Below are 20401 nucleotides of genomic sequence, written 5' to 3' on the forward strand. Positions count from 1 at the left end.
AAAACAGCGGCCCGAAGGCCGCTGTCTTTTTTTCCGCTGGCGCTGGAATCAGCCCTGCGGCGGGTTGCCGGCCTTGGCGTCCTCGTCCTCGTCTTCGGTGACCTTGGTCCCGGCTTCGACGGCTTCAGGCTGGGCGGCGACCGCTGCCTGTCCGGCGGCGTCGGTGCCGCCGGCCTGGACTGCCGGCTCGGCAACCACCACCTCGGCCGGAGCCGCTGCCTCGGTCACTGCGGGTGCCTGCACGACCGCTGCCGGTGCCTCCACCTTGACCGGGGTTTCCGTCACGGCCGGAGCCTCTGTTGCCGGAACCGGTTCAACCCGGGCGGTTGTTTCAACGACCGGAACGACGGCAGGCGTCTCGGCAACGCTCGGGGCGACCTGCTGCGGCGGCTGCCGTGGCGTGGCGGCATCGATCGCATCGAGCATGCTGGCCTGTACCGGTGCCGCTGCCTCAGGCGCCTGCTGGATACTGGCGACGGACGGTGCGGCAGCCGCTTCGACCACCGCGGCGGGTGCAGCGGGTGCAGCGGGAGCGGGAGCCGGAGCGGCCGCCGGAGCCGAAACAACCGGTGCCGCAACAGCCGGTTTCTCGACCGGCACAGCCTGCACCGGAGCAGCAGCGACCGGTGCTTCCACCTTCGGTGCGTCCACGACGGGTGCCGGCGAGGCTACCACGGTGCTGGCGGCAACCGGCACGATCGCTGCAGTCGTCAGCGCGGCAGCAGCCTGCCGTTCGCGCGCGGCTGGAGCAGGCGCGTCGCCGTCGTCATCGAAATCGAACTCCGGCTGCGGGCGTGATGCCTTGGCCTCGTTCTTTTCCGTACCGCCTGCGTCCTGCGTGTCGGTACCGGAGGCAGTGGCGTTGTCTTCGCCTTCGTCCTCATCGGACTCATCCTGGCCCAGCGAATCGGACGCCGTGCCTTCGGTATTGCCGCGACGACGACGACGACCACCACGGCGGCCGCGGCGACGACGCGAAGCGCCTTCGCCGGTGCTTTCGTCACCACCTGCGGTGGCTTCGGTTTCGGCGGTGGTCACGGCCACGGTTTCATCCGTGCTGCTGGCAGCATCCGCGCTGGCCGGGGCAGCAGTTTCCTGCGTGGTGGCCGCTTCGGCCACTGCCGCCGCGACTGGCGCAACCACCTTGTCTTCGGGCTCCCGCCCAGGACGGGCTACCACCGCGGCGGCCACGCCGGCTGCTGCAGCGCCATCAAGCTGCTCGACGTCATTGCGCTGCGGTTTCTCTGCTGCCGGCTTGTCGGCATCCTGCTGCCGCGGCTGGCGCGGTTGCTTCACCTTCGGTTGCTGCTGGCCCTGCTCGCCGCGCTCGTTGCGCTGCTTGCCCGCCTGCTGGCCGGGTTCCTGGCGTTGCTTCGGCTGCTGCGCATTGGCATTGCCGCCCGTGGCTGCCGCAGCATTGCCCTGTGCGTTGCCGCCCTGTGCAGTGCCCTGGCGGCGCTCGTCGCGTTCACGACGCTCGCCACGTTCCTTGTTGCGACCCTGGCCCTGTGCATTGCCGTTGCCGGCGTTACGGCTTTCGTCACCGCGGCCCTTGCGGTCCTTGTTGCGATCCTTGTTGCGGTCCTTGCGGCCGCCGTCGTTCTGCGGCGTGCGTGCGGCCGGCGCGGGGGCTGGCGCAGCGGCCGGCTCGCCACCGAAGACGCGCTTGAACCAGCCGACCACGCCGCCGCTGGCGGCGGGAGCCGCTGCCGGCGCCGCCACCGGAGCAGGAGCCGGAGGTGCGGCTGCTTCCTCGCGGATCGGCGCCGGTGAATTGTGCTGGACCTGGGTGACGGCCGGCGGCGGGATGTTCAGCTGGCCCTTGGTCAGGGCGTGCACCGGCAGCTTGCGCGGCGTGCCACGCTGGTAGCTCGGCTTGCCACTGTCCTCGCCCAGCTCGTTTTCGCGCAGGCGGGTCACGGTGTAGTGCGGGGTCTGCAGCTGCTCGTCGGCAACGATCACGATCGGTGCTTCGTGGCGCTTCTCGATTTCGCCCAGTGCACCGCGCTTTTCGTTGAGCAGGTAATTGGCGATTTCCACCGGGGCCTGCACCAGCACCTGTCCGGTGTTCTCCTTCATCGCGTGCTCTTCGGCGACGCGGATGATCGACAGCGACAGCGATTCAACGCTGCGCATGCGGCCGTGGCCTTCGCAGTGCGGGCAGACCAGCTGGCTGGATTCGCCCAGGCTCGGACGCAGGCGCTGGCGGCTCATTTCCAGCAGGCCGAAGCGCGAGATGCGTCCAACCTGCACGCGGGCACGGTCGTACTTCAGCGCCTGCGCGAGGCGGTTTTCCACCTCGCGTTGGTGCTTGTTGGAGGACATGTCGATGAAATCGATGACCACCAGGCCACCCAGGTCACGCAGGCGCAACTGGCGGGCCGCTTCCTCGGCCGCTTCCAGGTTGGTCTGGAACGCGGTGTCCTCGATGTCGCTGCCCTTGGTGGCGCGCGAGGAGTTCACGTCGATGGCGGTCAACGCTTCGGTCTGGTCGACCACGATCGAACCGCCCGACGGCAGGCGCACGTTGCGCTCGTAGGCGCCTTCGATCTGCGACTCGATCTGGAAGCGGTTGAACAGCGGAATGTCGTCCTTGTAATGCTTGAGCTTGCGCAGCGTCTGCGGCATCACCTGCTGCATGAACTCGCGGGCGTGATCGTACATTTCCTCGGTGTCGACCAGGATCTCGCCGATGTCGGCACGCAGGTAGTCGCGCAGGGCGCGGACGATCAGCCGCGATTCCTGGTAGATCAGGAACGGGGCCGGCTTGCTCAGCGCGGCCTCGGCGATGGCGCGCCATACGTTCAGCAGGTAATCCAGGTCCCACTGCAGCTCTTCGGCATCGCGGCCGACGCCGGCGGTGCGGATGATCACGCCCATCTCATCGGGGATGTCGAGCTTGTCCAGCGCGTCCTTCAGGGCGGCACGGTCCTCGCCCTCGATGCGGCGCGACACGCCGCCGGCGCTGGGCGAATTCGGCATCAGCACCATGTAGCGGCCAGCCAGCGAGATGAACGTGGTCAGGGCAGCGCCCTTGTTGCCGCGTTCATCCTTGTCGATCTGGACGACGATTTCCTGGCCTTCGCGCAGCAGCTCGCGGATGCCGGCCTTGTTGTGGTCGACGCCTGCCTGGAAGTAATCGCGGGAAATTTCCTTCAGCGGCAGGAAGCCATGGCGGCCACCGCCATATTCGACGAAGGCGGCTTCCAGCGAGGGCTCGATGCGGAAGATCCGGCCCTTGTAGATGTTGGACTTCTTCTGTTCCTTGGCTGGCTGCTCGATGTCGATGTCATACAACGACTGGCCATCCACGATGGCAACACGCAGCTCTTCAGCCTGCGTGGCGTTGATCAGCATTCGCTTCATTGTTGCGTTCCTCGCAAGCGGCTACCGCGCGGAACGCCATGGAGTTTCGCCTCTGGACACGGCTGGCCGCCCAATTCGCGCAGGCGCGGGGAGGGTGGCCCGGGTTTCCAGCGCTACGACACCACGGCAGGCCGCGGGAGCGCTCTCATTCTTTGGATTTTTGGGTGTTGCGGGCCGGCGGCAGCTGTCAGCAATGCTGGAGCGCCACGCGGGGCATGTTCAGCGCAATTGCTTGTCAGGCAATCGGCGATGGCCGGGAGCGCCAGCGAGCCGCTAACATGGCCGCCCCGGGGGCGGTGGTCGCGCACTGTGCCGGATTCGTCGGAAGGTGGGCTTCTGGCCCTGAGTAACTTCCAACGAAATCAATCCCTTATCTCGCCGCCCGAGTGTACCAGAATAAACTGCCTGATGACTGCCCAAGACCCCGCAAACCCCATTGCTGACAAGCCTTCCGTGCGCATGCTCACTGTTCCGGAGGACCGTGCCGGCCAACGGCTGGACAATTTCCTGCTTGGCCAGCTGAAAGGAGCCCCCCGCAGCCTGGTCTACAAGCTGGTGCGCAGTGGCCAGGTCCGTGTGAATGGCGGCCGCGCCAAGGCCGAGCGCAAACTGGAGGCTGGCGATGAGGTGCGCGTGCCACCGGTGCGGTTGGCCGAGGAGGGGGACAAGGCCGGCCCACCTGAATCGTTCATGCGTCGGTTGGAGCAGGCCATCGTGTTTGAAGACGACCGGCTGCTGGCCCTGAACAAGCCTTCCGGCGTCGCCAGCCATGGCGGCAGCGGGATCAGTTTCGGGGCCATCGAGACGCTGCGGGCGCTGCGCCCGGGGCGCACGCTGGAGCTGGTGCACCGGTTGGATCGCGACACCTCCGGCCTGCTGATCATTGCCAAGAAGCGTTCGGCGTTGAGCGAGATGCAGGCCCTGCTGCGCGAGGACCATGGTGCCGGCATCCGCAAGCGGTACCTGACCCTGCTGGCCGGTCGCATGCCCGACGGCACCATGACGGTGGATGCACCGCTGCACGTGGGCCTGCGCCAGGGCGGCGAGCGCCATGTACAGGTCAATGCGATCGGCAAGCCGTCGATCAGTCATTTCCGGGTGCTGGAGCGCCGTGGTGGGCATTCCTATTGCGAAGTGCGGATTGAAACCGGTCGCACGCACCAGATCCGCGTGCACGCCCAGCATCTTGGGAATCCGGTCGCAGGTGATGACAAATACGGCGATCCTGCAGTCAACAAGCGCCTTCGTGAGCAGATCGGCCTGAAGCGACTGTTCCTGCACGCCGCTTCGCTGGAGTTCGCGCTGGATGCCGGCAAGGTGCCTTATGTACTCAATGCCCCGCTGGCCGAGGAACTGGTCGAGGCGCTGGATCGGCTGAAGTAGGTCGAGCGGCTGGAACCCCCGCACGGTGGCTGCCAGCGGCGTAAGGCGGTAGCGCCGGGCCATGCTCGGCGGACACCCTCCGGGTGCTCGGCTGGCACCATCCGGGTACATCGGCAAACAGCCGCCGGGCATGGCCCGGCGCTACACGCCCAGCCGCGAGCGGGTTTCACCCGTTCGCGAATCCGCTCACCACTTGAACAGCACCAGGCTCAACGCCAGCGTCATCATGCCCGCCACCAGGCCGTAGACCGTTTCGTGGCCCTTGGCGTAGCGCTTGGCCGCCGGCAGCAGTTCATCCAGTGCCAGGAACACCATCACGCCGGCGATCAAGCCGAAAACCCAGCCGAAGGTGGCATGGTTCAAGGATCCGGACAGCAGGAAGTAGCCGATGGCCGCGCCGATGGGTTCGGCCAGGCCGGACAGCAGGCTGGCGGTGAAGGCGTAGAACTTGTTCTGGGTGGCGAAGTACACCGGGATGGCGATGGCGATGCCTTCGGGGATGTTATGGATGGCGATGGCGAAGGCCAACGGCATGCCGACCGATGGACTCTCCAGCGTAGCGAAGAAGGTGGCCAGGCCTTCGGGGAAGTTATGCGCGGTGATCGCCACCGCCGTCAGCAGGCCGACCCGCTTGATGTACGCCTTGTTGTTGTCGCGGAATGCCGGGTCCTGCTTGTCCAGGCTCTCGTGCGGGTTCGGAATCAGGTGGTCGATGCCCATGATGACCAGGATGCCGAGCAGGAAGGCCAGGGTGCCGTAGGTGAAGCCGAGGCGCGGGTCGTAGGCCTGGGTGAAGGAATCGATGGACTTGTTGAGGATTTCCGACAGCGACACATACACCATCGCGCCGCCTGCGAAGGCCAGGCCGAAGGCCAGCAGGCGCGGGTTCGGCCGCTTGGCGAACAACACCATCAAACTGCCCAGTGCCGTGGCCAGGCCGGCGGCGAGGGTGACCGCCAATGCGATCCAGACGTTTTCCTGTGAAATCTGCAGCATGTGCCGGCGCGATCCTTAAGTAGGCGAACGCCCCGGGAGTCCGGGGCGCATGGGGCAAGGAAGAAGGCGTGGCGCTGGCTGGCCTCAACGAATCATGGGAACGTCAGCCGCCGCGGCGTATCCGTTCTTCCACGGCGAAACACGAATCCGGGCGTGGCTGCGGCGGATTGAAGCTGACCGGCACCTGGATCGTCGCCGGTACTTTCTGGCCGTTGCGGGTGGCGGCATTGAACTGCCAGGCCAGCACGGCGGTGCGCGCCTGCTCATCCAGCTGCGGATTGCCGCTGCTGGACAGCTGGGTGACTTCGCTGGGCTTGCCTTCGATGCCGACCACCACCTTCAGCGTGGTGGTACCGCCAACGCCCATGCAGGCCAGTTCCAGCGGGTATTCCGGCGGCGGGGTCTTCACCGCTGCCACTTCCGTGGGTGGGGTGGCCGGGGCCGTCGGCGCATCGGGGCCGGTGCCCCCACAGGCTGACAGCAGCGCGGCGGTAGCCAGGGGCAGGACAATATGGCGCAGGGACATGTCGATCACTCCGTCAGGGCCGACGCTTTGGCGGCACAGATGAAATCATTTTCGCTCAGGCCGCCCACATCGTGGGTGGAAAAGCGCACCACGGCGCGATCGTAATGCACGCCAAGGTCCGGGTGGTGGTCTTCCCGGTGCGCGATGAAGGCCAGCGCGTTCACGAAGGCCAGGGTGTGGTGGTAGTCCTTGAAGCGGAAGGTGCGCTGCAGGGCCTGGCCGTTTTCCACCAGTTCCCAGCCCGGCACCTGCGGTAACAGTTCAGCCAGCCGGGCCTGGCCCAATGCGTGCTCCTTGCCCCGGCGGGGGATGCAATGGGCCTGCGCCAAGGGAACCAGGTCGTTCATGGAACTCTCCACTCCGAAATCGTTGACTGAACATTGCGCGGTCGGGTGTATAAACCGAATGATCGCGTAACAGGGACTTCGTTAGAATAGCCTGATGATCCAGATCACTGACAGCGCCCAGACCCATTTCCGCAAACTGATCGAACGCGAAGGCGTGCCCGGCATGGGCGTGCGCGTAGCCGCAGTCGACCCCGGTACGCCGCGTGCCGATGCACGCCTGGAATTCGCCGACCCGGCCGACCTGCTCGGCGACGAGTGGGCCGTGGACTGCGAGGGGTTCACCTTGTACGTGGCCGCCGACAGCGTCGCCTGGCTGGACGGTGCGGAGATCGACATCGTCACCGGTGCTGCAGGTGGCCAGCAGCTCACCATCAAGGCGCCCCGTATCAAGGGCGAGGCACCCGGCGATGCCGCATCGCTGGTCGAACGCGTGCATTGGGTGGTGGAGAACGAAATCAATCCGCAGTTGGCCTCGCACGGAGGCAAGGTGGCGGTGCAGGAGGTGTCGGCCGATGGCGTGGTACTGCTGCGCTTCGGCGGTGGCTGCCAGGGCTGCGGCATGGCCGATGTGACCTTGAAGCAGGGAATCGAGAAGACGCTGATGGGCCGGGTGCCGGGCATCGTCGCGGTGCGCGACGCGACCGACCACGACAGTGGCCAGGCACCGTACATTCCGCGCGACAACGTCGCCTGACGCTCGCTGCGTGCCGTCGGTCCGGGCTGCACAGTTGATCGACCACCTGCTGGCACGCCAGCAGGATCGCCCGGTCCTGGAGAAGAATACCGGCCTGCCCTACGGGTGGGCGGTCTGGCTGCGCGCGCTGTCGCCATTGCCACGTCCGTTGCATGCGCGCGAACTGGTGCAGGTGCTGCTGCCGCGCCCCTTGCCGGCATCGCCGGGGCGCCTGCCGCAGCTTGGCATGTGGCAGGCAATGCGCCGGCTGGCGTGGCAGCAGTGGGAGCCGGCGCCGCGCGACCAGCGCTGGATGCGCTGGACCTCGGCAGCGACCAGCCTGCTGCTGCACCTGCTGTTCGCTTTCCTGCTGTTGTGGGTGGCGCTGATACGTACCCAGTCCCCGCCGACGCAGGGAGGTGACGGCGAGCGGGTCCAGGTCGAGTTCATCGGCCAAGGCACGCAGCAAGGTGGCGGGGACCAGCCCGGTGGTGACCCGGCGACTGCGGCGCAGGACAACGCCGATGCCCAGGCGACGGCAGCGGCAGGTGCCCCAGGTGTCGAAGCCGAACCGGCCCGTTCCCCTCCAGCGGCGCAGGCCGCCGCCGCGCAGCCTTCTGTCCCGGTGGAAACCCCGCCAGCGCCCCCGGCGCCGCCCACGCCCGCCGTGGCGTCCGCACCGGCGCCCTCGCCGCCATTGCAGGCTACCGAGGTGGCCGAACCCAGCAGCGATTTCATCGTCCCGCCGATCAGCGTGCCGCGTACCCAGGTCATCGTCGTGCCGCGTCAGCCCGCGCCGGACGTGCTCGAGCGCGAGGTGCAGGCCGTAGTGGCGCCGACGCCCTCCGCGCCACGGCCGGCCACGGAGGTGCGGATCCGCACGCCGCAGGCCCCGCCATTGCAGGTGCGCGAGCGCGAGATTGCCACCGCGGTTGAAACACCTGCGCCCTTGCGCGTGCCCCAGGCCGAGGTGGCGATACGTACCACGCCCCGCGAACCCAGCGTGCGCGAGCGCGAGGTGTCCACCGTCGTTGCGCCAGCGGTGACGGTGCCTGCGCTGCGCAGCCCGGATCCGGCGCTGCGTGCGCCGCGCAGCGCAGAAGCCAGCGTGCGGGAGCGCAGCGTTCCCAATGCTCCGGCACCGGCCACGTCGACTGCGGCTGCGGCTTCGCCCTCTGCGCCGGCTGCCGCATCGCCCAGCAACGCGGCGCGTACCGGCAGCAGCGCGGCGCCGACGCCAGCGCAGGCCGGCGCACGGCCCAGCCCTGCGGCGGGTAACTGGGCCACGCCTGCACGTGGTGACGACTGGGGTGCCGCACGTCGCGACAACGCGGGTACCGACCCGGGGGCGCAGGCCAGCCGTGACGCAGGGCAGGGCAGTGGACTGTTCAAGGGCGATGGCAGCGTGCGCGTGCCTGGCCAGGAGGGCACCGGCAACAGCGAGCGTGGTGCACCCGGTGGCGACAATGATGGCTGGAGCCGCGACCGCATCGCGCAATCGGGCACCTGGCTGAAGCGCCCGCCCTACGACTACACGCCGACGTCGTTCGATAAATATTGGGTACCCAACGAATCGCTGCTGGCCGAATGGGTGCGCAAAGGCATCCAGTCGGTCGAAATTCCGCTGCCGGGAACCAGTACCAGGATTTCCTGCGTGATTTCCGTGCTGCAGTTCGGTGGCGGTTGCGGCCTGAATGATCCGAACATGCAGGACCAGCCGGCGATAGCCCGGCCGCCGCCCGATGTTCCGTTCAAGAAGGAACTGCAGGAAGACAACGGCAGCCGCTGAGGCGTGATGCAGGGATGGGCTGACGTTGTCCTGTAGCGCCGGGCCATGCCCGGCGTTGGCCGCCGATCACGCAAGGGGGGATTCGTGCGTCGACAGGAACGCCCACATCGGCACGTCCTGGCCAGCCCAGTACTGGCTGGCTTCGTCGAGGATCTGCAGCAGGGTGTCGAAGTCCTTGCCAGGCTGCGAGCGCAGCGCGTCGACATGGTCGAAGAACAAGGCATGCCCGGCGGCTGCGGGCAGCCATTGCAGGTCGCGCAGGTTGTCGGACAATGCATCCCAGTTGCCGCCGAAGCCGGGCGGGAAATCCAGCTGCGCCGCCAGCCGTGCCAGCAGCGTGCGCTTGTCGCGGACACCGTCCAGGTCGACGCGGCTCACGCGCAGCCCGGCATCGCGCATGGCGGCGGCCAGCGCACTTTCGTCGCCATCGCCGATCGCATACACGCCTGCATTGTTGAGGTCATGCAGGCCAAGGCCGAATGCATCATGGGTCATGGGGATTCTCCTTGCGCCGGGATGCGGAAGCTGCGGAAGCTCTGGTAATGGTCGCTGGTGTAATACCAGGCCTGCGGCGGATCGCCACCGGTGATGATCCGCCGGGCGCCGCGGTTGCCGGCGCCGGGGGTATCCACGGTGTATTCGCGGTAATAGCCGTGTTTGCGTTGCGGCAGGCGTTGCTCGCGATTGCCGAAGATGCTGCCGTCCTGGCGGTGTGGATACGGGCCGCCGCGCTGGATCAGTGCAATGGTCTGGCGTGCTTCGGCGGGAAGGAAGCCAGGCAGGCCTTCGGCGGCGCGGGTCGATCCGGTGCCAGTGCCGACGGCGGGTGCCGCAGCCGGTGCCTCGGCCAGGCTGGGTGCGAACTGCGGCTTGGCCGGGCGCTGCAGGTAATGGTTGCCGACCAGGCCGAGCGCGAGCAGGGCGATGGCGGTGAAGAACAGCCGGGGATTGCGCATGGTCGCAAGGGCGGTTGGGAGCCAGCGTGCACTGTAGCGCCTGGCTGCTGCACGCGGCATGAGGGCGTGGCTGTCGCATGACGGTCACCTGCAGGACGAAGTTTCCTTTACATCCCTCTTGGTAATCTTCACGCCTGTCCCCATCATTCACTGCGCAACACCCGGCGTTCGCCGGGTGGCCACGTCACGAGGAGATGCACCATGGCCTATACCCTGCCCAAGCTGACCTACGCCTACGACGCCCTGGAACCGCACATCGATGCGGCGACCATGGAAATCCACCACACCAAGCACCACCAGACCTACATCAACAACGTCAACGCTGCGCTGGAAGGTACCGAGTACGCGGACCTGCCCGTCGAAGAGCTGGTCAAGAAGCTCAAGTCGCTGCCGGAAAACCTGCAGGGTCCGGTGCGCAACAACGGCGGTGGCCATGCCAACCATTCGTTGTTCTGGACCGTGATGGCGCCCAATGCCGGTGGCAACCCGGTGGGCGACGTCGCCAAGGCGATCGACGCCGACCTCGGCGGCTTCGACAAGTTCAAGGATGCGTTCACCAAGGCGGCGTTGACCCGCTTTGGCAGTGGCTGGGCATGGTTGAGCGTCACCCCGGACAACAAGGTGGTGGTGGAAAGCACCGGCAACCAGGACAGCCCGCTGATGGAAGGCAATACGCCCATCCTCGGCCTGGACGTGTGGGAACACGCGTACTACCTGAAGTACCAGAACCGTCGTCCGGAATACATCGGCGCGTTCTTCAACGTGATCGACTGGAATGAAGTCGAGCGTCGTTACCAGGAAGCGGTCAAGTAATCGCAGCATCCAGGTGATGGAGAACGGCCGCGCAGCAATGCGCGGCCGTTTTTTCATCCGGCGGGCTCCTGCAGCCGGATCACCGCCAGCACGCCCAGGCGCAGCGCGGGCAGTTCGCCTTCCGCGGGAAGTTCGATGCGCTGCTGCCGCACGCCGCTGAAGGATTTCACCTGGAACAGCAGGTCCAGGCCGTGGCTGCTGTCGCTGCTGCCGCTCTTGTCCACCCGCGTGGATGGGTTGCGGCGCGAGGGTTGGAAACCTGGCATGCCGCGCACCACTTCACTGCTGCCTGCGACGAAATCGCCGGTGATCAGGCTGGGATGGCCGTCGGCAGTGGCCGCGATCCAGGCCATCAGGTCATTGGCCTGGTGCTGGCGGTTTTCCGGCGAATCCGGCTCCGGTCGCAGTCGCGCTACGTAGACATTGACCTCACCGGTGCCCAGCGGCAGCCGCATCATCCCTGCGGCGCTGTACTTCCCGGGCGGGTGCAGCAGGGTGACGCCATCCTGCTCCACGGGCAGCCGGCTGAGCAGGGCACTGCCATGGCGCTGTGGTTGGCTGGGCGGGTCGGCGGTGATGAAGTCGCAGTGGTAACGCAGGCGGCCAGCGAGCCAGCACGCCGGATTGCGCTGGCCTTCCTGCATCACCTGCTGCACCGAAATCACGTCAGGTCGTAGCGTGGCAAGGGCCTGGACGATCATCTCGCGCCGGGCAACCCACGCCGGATCGTCCTGTGCAGGGAGTTGCAGCGTGGCTACGCTCAGTTCGACCAACGGCGAGGCGGTGGACGGTTCGGAACGTGCAGCCAATGGCGTCAGCAACAGGCCCAGGGACAACAGCAGGGAAGGAGACGGTGCGCGCATAACGATAAGTTTACGCTTCAGCCGTGCAGATCCCGTGACCCCGGCATGGGGGAGCGGCGCCACTGCCATGCTTTTCCGCTGCTGTCATGCAGCCCTGCAGCGTGCGCGAGCCCCCATCATTCCGGTACCCTTGGCGTTTTGATGCCCGCAGGAAAGCCTTACAGGATGAGCCATAACGCAGTCGCCCCGGCAGGCAAGGGATCCATGCCGCGCCAGATACCGTACATCATCGGCAACGAGGCCTGCGAGCGCTTCAGTTTCTACGGAATGCGCAACATCCTGGTGCAATTCCTGATCACCTCGCTGCTGCTGCAGGAAATCACTGCGGAAGGCCGTGCCGGTGAAGCCAAGGACATCATGCACAGCTTCATGATCGGCGTGTATTTCTTCCCGCTGCTCGGTGGCTGGCTGGCCGATAAATTCTTCGGCAAGTACCACACCATCCTGTGGTTCAGCCTGGTCTACTGCGTTGGCCACCTGTGCCTGGCGTTGTTCGAAGGCAGCCGTGGGGGCTTTTTCCTGGGCCTGGGCCTGATTGCGCTGGGTGCCGGTGGCATCAAGCCGCTGGTGGCCTCGTTCATGGGTGACCAGTTCGACCAGGGCAACAAGCACCTGGCCAGGCTGGTGTTCGACGCGTTCTACTGGATCATCAACTTCGGTTCGCTGTTCGCCTCGCTGCTGATTCCGCTGGTGCTGAAGAACTGGGGGCCGCAGTGGGCGTTCGGCATTCCCGGCATCCTCATGTTCATCGCCACCTTCGTGTTCTGGCTGGGCCGCAAACGCTATGTGCTGACCCCATTGCCGCCGAAAGACCCGCATTCGTTCGCCAACGTCGTGCGCACCGCGCTGACCTCACGGGTGGATGGCCGCGGTCGCCCCGGGCTGGCCCTGGCCGTCGCCGGCGTGGTGCTGGCGGTGGCGTCGTTCGGGCTGGTCGGCTCGCTGGGCATCGTGATCTGCCTGTGCCTTGCACTGGTGGCCATCCTGGCCGGTATCGGTGGTGGCACGTGGATGCAACTGGATCGTGCGCGCGCCGTGCACCCGGCCGAAGCCGTCGAGGGCGTTCGCGCGGTATTGCGCGTGCTGGTGATCTTCGCCCTGACCACGCCGTTCTTCTCGCTGTTCGACCAGAAGGCCTCCACCTGGGTGCTGCAGGGCCAGCAGATGGACATGCCGAGCTGGTTCACCGCTTCGCAGATGCAGGCACTGAATCCGCTGCTGGTGATGATCCTGATTCCGTTCAACAACCTGGTGCTGTACCCGGCGCTGCGCCGCTTCGGGTTCGAACCCACTGCGCTGCGTCGCATGACCGCCGGCATCGCCTTCAGTGGCCTGGCCTGGATCGTGGTCGGTGGCATCCAGGTGGTGATGGACGGTGGCAACGCGATGTCGATCTTCTGGCAGATGCTGCCGTATGCGCTGCTGACCTTCGGTGAGGTGCTGGTCTCGGCCACCGGCCTGGAATTCGCCTACAGCCAGGCGCCGCAGGCGATGAAGGGCGTGGTGATGAGTTTCTGGAACCTGACCACCACCATCGGCAACCTGTGGGTGCTGCTGTCCAACGCGGCGGTGCGCAACGATGCGGTGACCCACAGGATCGCCAGTACCGGCCTGAGCGAAGCGGCGTTCCTGATGTTCTTCTTCGCCGGCTTCGCGTTCGTCGCCGCACTGGCCTTTGGCTGGTACGCGCGTCGTTACCGCATGGTCGACAACTACCGCGTCGCGTGAGCCTGACATGACCCCCATCAACCTGATCCTGATCGCCGTGACCGCCATCTTGTCCTGGATGGCGTTCACCAACCGCAAGCTGGCCGACCGGCTGATCCTGTGGCCCCCGGCCGTGGCACGCCACCGCCAGTACGACCGGCTGGTGACCTACGGTTTCATCCACGCCGACTGGCCGCACCTGATCTTCAACATGATCACGCTGTTCTTTTTCGGCGGTTACATCGAATCGATGATGGTGCGGCTGTCGGGCAGCTACCTGACCTATCCGGCGTTCTACCTGGGCGCGTTGCTGGTGTCGATCCTGCCCAGCTACATCAAGAACCAGAAGAACCCGAACTACCTCAGCCTGGGGGCCTCGGGAGCGGTGTCGGCAGTGCTGTTCGCCTTCATCCTGCTCAGCCCGTGGAGCGTGATCTTCGTGTTCTTCATCCCGGCCCCCGCGATCATCTACGCGGTGTTCTACGTCGGCTACAGCATCTGGATGGACAAGCGTGGCGGCGACCGCATCAACCACAGCGCGCACCTGGCCGGTGCAGCGTTTGGCGTGCTGTTCATGCTGGCGATGCAGCCGAGCATCCTGGACCATTTCCTGCGCGAACTCTCCAACCCGCGTTTCAGCTTGGGCGGATGATGGCCGGCGGCCGCCACATATCCGTGGCGATCCGCCGTCGAGGGGGCGAAAAGGCCCGGCCTGGGTGACCCGGCGTGGCGCAGGCGTGCCGGATTCAGGTTTCACATGATCATGGCGGCGGGCTGCGCACCATCGGCACTGCCGCCCAAGGAGAATGGTCCATGGCTTCGGTCACGCCCCCCGGATTGGCCTATGAGGTCGACCATGATCTGGCCGGCCGTCGCTTCACGGCGCGGGTGCGCGGCCATGTGGCGGTGCTGGAGTACCAGCTCAAGCGCCGACGCATGGTCATTACCCACACCGAAGTGCCCGAGGCCATCGGCGGACGTGGGATCGCCGCTGAACTGACCCGCGTGGCGCTGCGCTGGGCGCGTGAAAGCAAGTACAAGGTGGTGCCGGCTTGCGCCTATGCCGAGGCGTTCTTCGATCGCCACGAAGAGTTTCATGATCTGCTGGCCGGATGAATCGGCCAGGTCCGTTTGAGCGAGGAACCAGGAACATGGTGTTTGACGTACACGGGAAAACGATGAAACCGCTGGTCCGCCAGCCCGCGCTGGCCGCAACGGTGCTGGGACTGGCGCTGGGCACGGGGCTGCTCGCCGGCTGTGGACGCCAGGGCGACCCGGCCGGCGAGGTGCAGGCACCGGTGGCAGCGCCGGCGGCGGACAGCGCGCAACCCCCCGCGCAGGGCGAGGATGCCGCAGCCGATGCGCCCGTCGTGCTGGGCGACGTCATCGAAACCGGCCCGCAGGCCGTGGTCGGCATCAGTTACGCCCCCGGCCTGGACCGCTATCCCGGCCTGGCCAAGGCGCTGCAGCAGTATGCGGATGCCTCGCGGCACGACCTGCAGCAGGCACTGGACGGGCTCGGCAACGACAAGCCGAGCATGCCCTACGAGCTGTCGCTGGCATTCGAAAAACAGCTGGAGACGGCTGAACTGGTGGTCGTGCGTGCCGAAGGCAGCCGTTACACCGGGGGCGCCCACGGAGAGCCGCTGGTCGCGCGTTTCGTCTGGCTGCCGCCGCAGCAGCAGATGCTCACCGCCGACCACCTGGTACCCGATCCGCAAGGCTGGAAGGCGATCAGCGAGTACGTCGCCGACCAGTTGCGTGAGCGCGCGGCCACCCGCCTCAGCAGCGAAGACATGGAGCCGGCGGTGCTGCAGGAATCGCTGCGCAGCGCGTCGCGGATGATTGCCGAAGGCACCGGCGGCAAGGTCGATAATTTCCGCCAGTTCGAACCGTTGACCGATGCGGCGGGCAAGGTCACCGCGTTGCGCTTCGTGTTCCCGCCCTACCAGGTGGGGCCCTATTCGGACGGCACCCAGACCGCCGACGTGCCGGCGGCCGTGCTGGCACCGCATCTGGCGCCGGAGTATACGGAGTTGTTCATCCACGACTGACGAAGGAGGCAAGCATGCAGGCATCGCTGCAGGCACGGGTAACCGGCTTGTTGCAGGAAGCCGGGATCGCCGTCGGCGGCCACCGCCCACAGGACATCCAGGTGCACGACGGGCGTTTCTACGCGCGGGTGATGGCCGGTGGTTCGCTGGGCCTGGGCGAAAGCTACATGGACGGCTGGTGGGATGCCAACCAGTTGGACGTGTTCCTGCTGCACCTGATGCAGGCCCACCTGGACGAGCGCGTGCACGGTTGGAGGGAGCTGGCCGACGGGGTGCGCGCGCGGCTGTTGAACCTGCAGGTGGGTGAGCGCAGCTTCGACGTTGGCCGGCGCCACTATGACCTGGGCAACGATCTTTACCAGGCCATGCTGGGGCAACGCCTGGTCTATAGCTGTGGCTACTGGCGCCAGGCCAGCGACCTGGATGCAGCCCAGGAAGCGAAACTGGACCTGGTATGCCGCAAGCTCGGCCTGCGCGCCGGCCAGCGCGTGCTGGACATCGGCTGTGGATGGGGCGAAGCGCTGAAGTTCGCCGCCGAACGCTATGGGGTCAGTGGCGTCGGCGTGACCATTTCGGTCGAACAGGCCGCCTATGCGCGCGAACTGTGCGCCGGACTGCCGATCGAGATCCGCCTGCAGGACTACCGCGAAGTGGACGAGCGCTTCGATGCGATATTTTCGATCGGCATGTTCGAGCATGTCGGCGACAAGAACTACCGCAGTTTCTTCGACGTGGCACGGCGTTGCCTGTCGCCGGAGGGATTGCTGCTGTTGCACTGCATCGGCAGCAACGTAAGCCGGCATCGCACCGATCCGTGGATCGCGCGCTATATCTTTCCCAACTCCATGCTGCCGTCGGCGACGCAGGTCACCCGGGCATTCGAAGGCCGGTTCGTGCTGGAGGACTGGCACAACTTCGGCAACGATTACGACCTGACCCTGCAGGCATGGCGGGCCAACGTGGAGGCGGCGTGGCCTTCGCTGGATGCGTCGCGCTACGACACGCGCTTCCAGCGCATGTGGCGCTTCTACCTGGCCGGTTCGATGGCCACCTTCCGCTGCCGGCATGCGCAGCTGTGGCAGCTGGTGCTGTCGCCGGACGGCGTGCCGGGCGGATACGTCGCGCCGCGCTGAGCAAGCTGGACTGCCTGTCCTGGGACAGCAGCCGGCAGCCAGGTCCGGCGGATCGTAGCTGCTGGAATCGTTGAATACCTCCGTATCGTCCTTGGATGGCGGGGAGTTTCCGTGGAAACGATCACAGCCTGCAGGCCTGGGCGATGCCTCGGCGGTGAACCCCGAGACCGCTCTCACGGAAAGCCCGATATCTACGCAGACCCGCGGCGGGTTCAATGTATTGCGTGGAATCCCCCACGAATACGGAATCATGATGATGCCCAGCCGAATCATCCATCACCTTGCAGGTGCATGCGTAGCCGCAATCATGGGCAGCAGCGCACATGCCCAGCACTGTCCACCGGATCCATGGGGGGGAGAAGTTGCCTGCAGGGAGCAGGGGCCGCTGGCCTGTTACCGGTATGCCCTCGACCGGATTCCCAAGAATGTTGGCTACTTCGAGGCGACGCGGATGTTGGGCTATGGAGACAGGATTATTGGTGTGCTTACGGACATGCCCGGTGCCAGCGGAAAGGTCAGGCTGACAGGGCATACCGTAACCGGGGAAAAGGCAACGCTCTATCTGCGTCGAGGTGCTGCACCTACCGCCGATGAGTTCGATTGCAGTATGAATCTTGCCGAAGACAGTCCCCCACCGTGTGAATATCAGCGAGGCGGAGAAGAAATACACTTCATGGTGGAAGCTGGTAACTTGCCAGCGCGGGTCTATCTGTACGGTTTCGTGGACTGATGGAGACTGCATTCGGCCAATGTTCTGCTCCATGCATGCAAAAGCCGCCCGGTTTCCCGGGCGGCTTCGTTTTCCAGCATGTGATCCGCAGCTTACTCCGTGCCGCCGGCGCTGCTTAGGCCACGCTTCTCCAGCAGCGGTTCGATCTGCGGCTCGTGGCCTGCGAAATCGCGGAACAACTGCATGGCATCGATGCTGCCGCCACGGGACAGCAGGGTGGCGCGGAAATGGTCACCGTTCTTGCGGCTCAGGCCACCATTCTCACGGAACCACTTCTGGGTGTTGGCGTCCAGCACTTCCGACCAGATGTAAGCGTAGTAGCCTGCAGAATAACCGCCCATGATGTGGCTGAAATATGGGGTCTTGTAACGCGGCGGCACCGGCGCGTAGAAGATCCCGTCCTTGGCCAGTGCGTCGGCCTCGAACTTCATCACATCAGCCGCAGCCGGCACCTGGTCCGGACCGATCTGGTGCCAGCGCTGGTCCAGCATCGCCGCGCCCAGGTACTCGGTGGTGGCAAAGCCCTGGTTGAACTTGGCGGCAGCGACCACCTTGTCCAGCAGCGCCTGCGGCATCGCCGAACCATTCTGGTAGTGCTTGGCGTAGTTCTTCAGGATGACCGGATCGTCGGCCCACATCTCGTTGACCTGCGAGGGGAACTCGACGAAGTCGCGCGGCACCGAAGTGCCGGAGAAGTAGGGGTACTTCACGTTCGAGAACATGCCATGCAGCGCGTGGCCGAACTCGTGGAAGGTGGTGGTCACTTCATCCCAGGTCAGCAGGGTCGGCTTGCCGGCCGGCGGCTTGGGGATGTTGAGGTGGTTGGCCACCACCGGCTTGAAGCCGGTCAGTGCCGACTGCGAGACATACGAGTTCATCCATGCGCCGCCACGCTTGGAGGCACGGGCGTAGGGGTCGAAGATGAAGATCGCCAGCTGGCTGCCATCGGCATCGAACACGTCGTAGACGGTGACGTCGTCGTGGTAGACGGGCAGGTCGGTGCGCTGCTTGAAGGTCAGGCCGAACTCGAGCTCCGCGGCATGGAACACGCCGTTCTCCAGCACGTTCTTCATTTCGAAGTAGGGCTTGAGCTGGGATTCGTCGAAGTTGTACTTGGCCTGGCGCACCTTCTCGCTGTAGAACGCCCAGTCCCAGGCTTCCAGCTTGAAGGTCGGCTTGCCGGCGGCCTTCTGCTCCTGGTCGATCATCGCCTGCAGGTCGGCGGCCTCGCGCTTGGCGTTGGCCACCGCCGCCGGCGCCAGCTGGCCCAACATGGCATTGACGGCCTCGGGGGTCTTGGCGGTCTGGTTGGTCAGGTTGTAGGCGGCGAAGTTCTCGAAGCCCATCAGCCTGGCCTTGTCGGCGCGCAGCTGCATGATGCGCGATACCAGCGCCGTGTTGTCGTACTCGCCGCCGCGGCTGCCACGGGTGGTGGAGGCCTCGAAGATCTTCTGGCGCAGGGCACGGTTGGCCAGGTTGGTCAGCGGCGGCTGGCCGGTGGTGTTGAGCAGGGTGATCACGTACTTGCCGTCCAGGCCACGGGCCTTGGCGGCTTCGGCGGCGGCGGACACCTGTTCCTGCGACAGGCCGTCGAGTTCCTTGGCGTCGTCCACGGTGATCGCCGAGGCATTCACTTCAGCCAGCACGTTCTGGCTGAACTTGGTGCCCAGGTTGGCCAGCTCGGCGTTCATTTCCTTCAGCTTGGCCTTGTCGGCCTCGGACAACTTGGCACCGGCGCGGACGTAGTTTTCGTAGTACTTCTCGACCAGGCGCAGGCCTTCGGCATCCAGGCCCAGCGAATCGCGGTTGTCATACAGTGCCTGGATACGCGCGAACAACTTGCCGTTCAGCGCGATGGCGTCGCCGTGCGCGGCGAAGCGCGCCGAATAGTCGGCCTGCAGCTTCTTGCGTGCGTCGTTGGTATCGGCGCCAACCAGGGAGAAGAACACGGTGGTGGCACGGTCCAGCGTTTCACCGCTCTTTTCCAGGGCGATGAGCGTGTTGTCGAAGGTCGGTTTGGCCTTGTTGTTGGCGATCGCCTCCACTTCCTTCAACTGCTGCGCCATGCCGGCGTCGAACGCCGGGGCGAAGTCGCTGTCGGTGATCTTGTCGAACTGCGGATAGTGCAGCGGCAGCGGGCTGTCGGCGAAGAACGGGTTGGCCTGCTGCGCGGTGGTGCTGGCAGCCGGGGTGGCGGCGCCGGCCGAATAGGCGGGCAGGGCAAGGCCGAGGGTCATGGCCACGGCAAGGGCAAGGCGGGTGGTCAAGGCAGGTTCTCCACGAATATCAAGTCCCCGAGGGTAACCCGCTGTTCAGTGGCCGGGCTTGTGTCGAAAGGCATGGGCGCGCAGGCTGCAGGCCTCTCCCTTTGCATGGAACGCTCGTGGCCACCGCCTTTGATTTCGACTTGCGCCTGCTGGAGGGCGAGCCTTGTCCGTTGGCCCGGTATCGGGGCCAGGCGCTGCTGCTGGTCAACGTGGCAAGCCGCTGTGGCTTTACCCCGCAGTACGCGGGGCTGGAGCAGCTGTGGCAGCAGTACCGCGAACGTGGCCTGGTGGTGATCGGCTTCCCATGCAACCAGTTCGGCGCACAGGAGCCCGGCGATGCCGCGCGGATCCGGGCGTTCTGCTCGTTGGATTACCCGGTCAGCTTCCCGCTGTCGGAAAAAATCGAGGTCAACGGGCCGCGCGCCGATCCGCTCTGGCGCTGGCTGGCCACGCAGAAGCGGGGCGTGCTGGGGACCTCGCGGATCAAGTGGAACTTCACCAAGTTCCTGGTAGGCCGCGACGGCCAGGCAGTGGCACGTTACGCGCCGACCACCACGCCGGGGCAGCTGCGCCGGGAGATTGAAGCGCTGCTGTAACCGTAGCGCCGGGCCATGCCCGGCGTCTGGTATCCGCCGGGCATGGCCCGGCGCTACCCTTGTTTTTCGCCGAAGGCGTGTTCGAATACGTATGACGCGCCGACCACCACGCCGGAGCGGCTGCGCCGGGAGATTGAAGCGCTGCTGTAACCGTAGCGCCGGGCCATGCCCGGCGTCTGGTATCCGCCGGGCAGATCGGAAG

19 protein-coding genes are annotated in these 20401 nt (G+C 65.9%); 11 read left to right on the forward strand and 8 right to left on the reverse strand.

Annotated features, from left to right (window positions below):
• Positions 1 to 48: 48 nt before the first annotated feature.
• Positions 49 to 3366 carry an Rne/Rng family ribonuclease gene (locus tag H4O11_RS12285; RefSeq protein ID WP_182339706.1) on the reverse strand — a complete coding sequence of 1106 codons (3318 nt, stop codon included), beginning with the start codon at positions 3364 to 3366 and terminating at the stop codon, positions 49 to 51.
• Between the two features lie 408 nt (positions 3367 to 3774).
• On the opposite strand from H4O11_RS12285, the gene H4O11_RS12290 reads away from it, so the two are divergent.
• Positions 3775 to 4749: an RluA family pseudouridine synthase gene (locus H4O11_RS12290; RefSeq protein WP_182339707.1), complete on the forward strand. Its 975-nt coding sequence runs from the start codon at positions 3775 to 3777 to the stop codon at positions 4747 to 4749.
• A gap of 186 nt (positions 4750 to 4935) precedes the next feature.
• On the opposite strand, the gene zupT is transcribed toward H4O11_RS12290, so the two are convergent.
• The 3 genes from zupT to H4O11_RS12305 all read right to left on the reverse strand — a co-directional run bounded on the left by zupT (position 4936) and on the right by H4O11_RS12305 (position 6618).
• A complete protein-coding gene (gene zupT / locus H4O11_RS12295) occupies positions 4936 to 5745 on the reverse strand; it encodes a zinc transporter ZupT (protein WP_182339708.1) in 810 nt (269 codons plus the stop codon).
• A gap of 103 nt (positions 5746 to 5848) precedes the next feature.
• A complete protein-coding gene (locus H4O11_RS12300; RefSeq protein ID WP_182339709.1) occupies positions 5849 to 6271 on the reverse strand; it encodes an energy transducer TonB in 423 nt (140 codons plus the stop codon).
• Between the two features lie 5 nt (positions 6272 to 6276).
• Positions 6277 to 6618, reverse strand: a complete 342-nt coding sequence (locus H4O11_RS12305) for a 4a-hydroxytetrahydrobiopterin dehydratase (protein ID WP_182339710.1) — start codon at positions 6616 to 6618, stop codon at positions 6277 to 6279.
• 94 nt (positions 6619 to 6712) lie between these two features.
• Here H4O11_RS12305 and H4O11_RS12310 point away from each other — a divergent pair, with 94 nt between their 5' ends.
• Positions 6713 to 7312, forward strand: coding sequence for an NfuA family Fe-S biogenesis protein (locus H4O11_RS12310; RefSeq protein ID WP_182339711.1), 600 nt, complete (start codon positions 6713 to 6715; stop codon positions 7310 to 7312).
• Between the two features lie 10 nt (positions 7313 to 7322).
• On the forward strand, positions 7323 to 9080 hold the full coding sequence (locus tag H4O11_RS12315) for a hypothetical protein (protein ID WP_182339712.1): 1758 nt from the start codon (positions 7323 to 7325) through the stop codon (positions 9078 to 9080).
• 66 nt (positions 9081 to 9146) lie between these two features.
• On the opposite strand, the gene H4O11_RS12320 is transcribed toward H4O11_RS12315, so the two are convergent.
• The gene (locus tag H4O11_RS12320) at positions 9147 to 9575 is read right to left on the reverse strand and encodes a barstar family protein (RefSeq protein ID WP_182339713.1); all 429 of its coding nucleotides are present in this window, start codon (positions 9573 to 9575) and stop codon (positions 9147 to 9149) included.
• Positions 9572 to 10036, reverse strand: coding sequence for a guanyl-specific ribonuclease (locus H4O11_RS12325; RefSeq protein ID WP_182339714.1), 465 nt, complete (start codon positions 10034 to 10036; stop codon positions 9572 to 9574). The genes H4O11_RS12320 and H4O11_RS12325 overlap by 4 nt, the downstream gene beginning before the upstream one ends.
• Before the next feature lie 201 nt (positions 10037 to 10237).
• Between H4O11_RS12325 and H4O11_RS12330 the strand changes: the two genes are divergently transcribed.
• Positions 10238 to 10849 carry a superoxide dismutase gene (locus H4O11_RS12330; protein WP_182339715.1) on the forward strand — a complete coding sequence of 204 codons (612 nt, stop codon included), beginning with the start codon at positions 10238 to 10240 and terminating at the stop codon, positions 10847 to 10849.
• Positions 10850 to 10902: 53 nt separating this feature from the next.
• Here the strand turns inward: H4O11_RS12330 and H4O11_RS12335 are convergent, their stop codons facing one another.
• Entirely contained in the window at positions 10903 to 11712 is an 810-nt protein-coding gene (locus H4O11_RS12335) for an endonuclease/exonuclease/phosphatase family protein (RefSeq protein WP_182339716.1), read from the reverse strand.
• A gap of 165 nt (positions 11713 to 11877) precedes the next feature.
• Between H4O11_RS12335 and H4O11_RS12340 the strand changes: the two genes are divergently transcribed.
• The 6 genes from H4O11_RS12340 to H4O11_RS12365 all read left to right on the forward strand — a co-directional run bounded on the left by H4O11_RS12340 (position 11878) and on the right by H4O11_RS12365 (position 17336).
• Positions 11878 to 13440, forward strand: coding sequence for a POT-type proton-dependent oligopeptide transporter (locus H4O11_RS12340; RefSeq protein WP_182339717.1), 1563 nt, complete (start codon positions 11878 to 11880; stop codon positions 13438 to 13440).
• Between the two features lie 7 nt (positions 13441 to 13447).
• On the forward strand, positions 13448 to 14071 hold the full coding sequence (locus tag H4O11_RS12345) for a rhomboid family intramembrane serine protease (protein WP_182339718.1): 624 nt from the start codon (positions 13448 to 13450) through the stop codon (positions 14069 to 14071).
• Between the two features lie 161 nt (positions 14072 to 14232).
• The gene (locus tag H4O11_RS12350; protein ID WP_182339719.1) at positions 14233 to 14535 is read left to right on the forward strand and encodes a GNAT family N-acetyltransferase; all 303 of its coding nucleotides are present in this window, start codon (positions 14233 to 14235) and stop codon (positions 14533 to 14535) included.
• Positions 14536 to 14597: 62 nt separating this feature from the next.
• Positions 14598 to 15473: a DUF3298 and DUF4163 domain-containing protein gene (locus H4O11_RS12355; RefSeq protein ID WP_182339720.1), complete on the forward strand. Its 876-nt coding sequence runs from the start codon at positions 14598 to 14600 to the stop codon at positions 15471 to 15473.
• Between the two features lie 14 nt (positions 15474 to 15487).
• Complete coding sequence (gene cfa / locus H4O11_RS12360; protein WP_182339721.1) at positions 15488 to 16606, forward strand: cyclopropane fatty acyl phospholipid synthase; 1119 nt, start codon at positions 15488 to 15490, stop codon at positions 16604 to 16606.
• A 70-nt stretch (positions 16607 to 16676) separates the two neighbouring features.
• Positions 16677 to 17336 carry a hypothetical protein gene (locus H4O11_RS12365; protein ID WP_182339722.1) on the forward strand — a complete coding sequence of 220 codons (660 nt, stop codon included), beginning with the start codon at positions 16677 to 16679 and terminating at the stop codon, positions 17334 to 17336.
• A gap of 92 nt (positions 17337 to 17428) precedes the next feature.
• On the opposite strand, the gene H4O11_RS12370 is transcribed toward H4O11_RS12365, so the two are convergent.
• The gene (locus tag H4O11_RS12370) at positions 17429 to 19603 is read right to left on the reverse strand and encodes a M3 family metallopeptidase (protein WP_182339723.1); all 2175 of its coding nucleotides are present in this window, start codon (positions 19601 to 19603) and stop codon (positions 17429 to 17431) included.
• Positions 19604 to 19719: 116 nt separating this feature from the next.
• Between H4O11_RS12370 and H4O11_RS12375 the strand changes: the two genes are divergently transcribed.
• Positions 19720 to 20199: a glutathione peroxidase gene (locus H4O11_RS12375; protein WP_182339724.1), complete on the forward strand. Its 480-nt coding sequence runs from the start codon at positions 19720 to 19722 to the stop codon at positions 20197 to 20199.
• Positions 20200 to 20401: the final 202 nt, after the last annotated feature.

The sequence above is a fragment of the Stenotrophomonas tumulicola genome (assembly GCF_014117215.1).
Classification (GTDB): Bacteria; Pseudomonadota; Gammaproteobacteria; order Xanthomonadales; family Xanthomonadaceae; genus Stenotrophomonas; species Stenotrophomonas tumulicola.

Coding starts and splice junctions, on each gene's coding strand:
- cfa (WP_182339721.1), top strand. CDS start 15,488: ATGCAGGCATCGCTGCAGGCACGGGTAACCGGCTTGTTGCAGGAAGCC.
- zupT (WP_182339708.1), bottom strand. CDS start 5,745: ATGCTGCAGATTTCACAGGAAAACGTCTGGATCGCATTGGCGGTCACC.
- H4O11_RS12325 (WP_182339714.1), bottom strand. CDS start 10,036: ATGCGCAATCCCCGGCTGTTCTTCACCGCCATCGCCCTGCTCGCGCTC.
- H4O11_RS12305 (WP_182339710.1), bottom strand. CDS start 6,618: ATGAACGACCTGGTTCCCTTGGCGCAGGCCCATTGCATCCCCCGCCGG.
- H4O11_RS12355 (WP_182339720.1), top strand. CDS start 14,598: ATGAAACCGCTGGTCCGCCAGCCCGCGCTGGCCGCAACGGTGCTGGGA.
- H4O11_RS12330 (WP_182339715.1), top strand. CDS start 10,238: ATGGCCTATACCCTGCCCAAGCTGACCTACGCCTACGACGCCCTGGAA.
- H4O11_RS12300 (WP_182339709.1), bottom strand. CDS start 6,271: ATGTCCCTGCGCCATATTGTCCTGCCCCTGGCTACCGCCGCGCTGCTG.
- H4O11_RS12335 (WP_182339716.1), bottom strand. CDS start 11,712: ATGCGCGCACCGTCTCCTTCCCTGCTGTTGTCCCTGGGCCTGTTGCTG.
- H4O11_RS12310 (WP_182339711.1), top strand. CDS start 6,713: ATGATCCAGATCACTGACAGCGCCCAGACCCATTTCCGCAAACTGATC.
- H4O11_RS12345 (WP_182339718.1), top strand. CDS start 13,448: ATGACCCCCATCAACCTGATCCTGATCGCCGTGACCGCCATCTTGTCC.
- H4O11_RS12350 (WP_182339719.1), top strand. CDS start 14,233: ATGGCTTCGGTCACGCCCCCCGGATTGGCCTATGAGGTCGACCATGAT.
- H4O11_RS12290 (WP_182339707.1), top strand. CDS start 3,775: ATGACTGCCCAAGACCCCGCAAACCCCATTGCTGACAAGCCTTCCGTG.
- H4O11_RS12340 (WP_182339717.1), top strand. CDS start 11,878: ATGAGCCATAACGCAGTCGCCCCGGCAGGCAAGGGATCCATGCCGCGC.
- H4O11_RS12285 (WP_182339706.1), bottom strand. CDS start 3,366: ATGAAGCGAATGCTGATCAACGCCACGCAGGCTGAAGAGCTGCGTGTT.
- H4O11_RS12320 (WP_182339713.1), bottom strand. CDS start 9,575: ATGACCCATGATGCATTCGGCCTTGGCCTGCATGACCTCAACAATGCA.